Origin of the sequence: Tahibacter caeni (assembly GCF_024609805.1) — a bacterium.
In the GTDB taxonomy this organism is placed as follows: Bacteria; Pseudomonadota; Gammaproteobacteria; order Xanthomonadales; family Rhodanobacteraceae; genus Tahibacter; species Tahibacter caeni.
The window spans coordinates 1-1,158 of record NZ_JANFVR010000652.1 but is presented as its reverse complement, the minus strand read 5'-3'; the positions used below and the strand labels follow the sequence as shown (position 1 = coordinate 1,158).

Annotated in this window: 3 protein-coding genes; 2 read left to right on the top strand and 1 reads right to left on the bottom strand. The window is 72.0% G+C overall.

Annotated elements, in window-relative coordinates:
* On the bottom strand, positions 1-394 hold a 394-nt coding region (locus NON22_RS24615), incomplete at its 3' end, for an SURF1 family cytochrome oxidase biogenesis protein (RefSeq protein ID WP_306674002.1).
* A gap of 54 nt (positions 395-448) precedes the next feature.
* Between NON22_RS24615 and NON22_RS24610 the strand changes: the two genes are divergently transcribed.
* Positions 449-658, top strand: coding sequence for a twin transmembrane helix small protein (locus tag NON22_RS24610; protein WP_257389614.1), 210 nt, complete (start codon positions 449-451; stop codon positions 656-658).
* An 88-nt stretch (positions 659-746) separates the two neighbouring features.
* A partial coding sequence (locus NON22_RS24605) for a winged helix-turn-helix domain-containing protein (protein ID WP_257389613.1) occupies positions 747-1,158 on the top strand: 412 nt, incomplete at its 3' end.

Genomic DNA, 1,158 nt, shown 5'->3' with positions numbered 1-1,158 from the left:
GCAGTTCCGGCCAGGCCGGCGCCGGCCCCCCCGGCGGCGCCGCGACCCACCCCAGATCGACGAGCAGGCGACGCGGCGCGCCGTCGGGCTGGAACACCGCGATCGCGCGCCGTCCGACGCGGCCGTCGTGGATCTGCTGGTCGAGCCAGTAGCCGCGGCCGGCGACGTAGCGGCCGTGCGCGGCCACGCGCGGATAGTCCTCGACGGCCAGGTGTTCCGGCAGCGCGGCATATTGCCGCAGCGGCGCATTGGCGGCCGCCGCGTACGAAGCCAGCAGGATTTCCTTCTCCTGCGCGCGCTGCCATTGCCAGCGCGACAGGCTCAGGAATACGGCCAGACCGGCGAACAGCAGCATCCAGGCGAAGGCCGACGGCCGCTGCCAGCGCCTGCTCATCGCGCCGCGCGCCTATACTGGCGGCCGATTCCAAGGTGCGCGAACGTCGCTGACATGGCCCAGAAAATCCTCATCGTCGGGTTCCTGATCGTGATCCTCTACAACCTCGGCGCCGGGCTGTATTACATGCTGGTCGACAAGGGTACGACCAATCGCACGGTAAAGGCGCTGACGCGGCGAATCGCCCTGTCGGTCGCGCTGATCCTGCTCGTGATGTTCGCGATCTGGATGGGCTGGATAACGCCGCACGACCTCGGCCGCTGACACCGTCCGCGCGCGTGCGCCGGCCGCGCCATCGGGTATCGTCGAAGACCCGGCGTCCGCGCGCGGACCGCCGCAGCCTGGCCAGCCGATGAGCCGTCCGACGACGTACCGCTTCGCCGACTTCCTGCTCGACCCGGCCGCACGCGAGCTGCGCCGCGGCGACGAGCGCGTCGCGCTGCCGCCGAAATCGCTGGAATGCCTGATCTATCTCGTCGAGCACCGCGAGCGCGCGATCGGCCGCGACGAGCTGATTTCGGCGGTCTGGGGCCGCGTCGACGTCAGCGACGCGCTGCTCGCCCAGACCCTGCTGCGTGCGCGCCGCGCGGTCGGCGACAGCGGCAACGACCAGAGCAGCATCCGGACCGTGCCGCGTTTCGGCTATCAGTGGGTCGCGGCGACGCAGGCCGTCGATGCCGCGGCAGTCGCCGCGGAAGCCGCCGCATCCGCCTCGCCGCCGTCCGTTTCCGCCGCGCCCGCTGCGCCGGCGCCGGCGCGCAGGC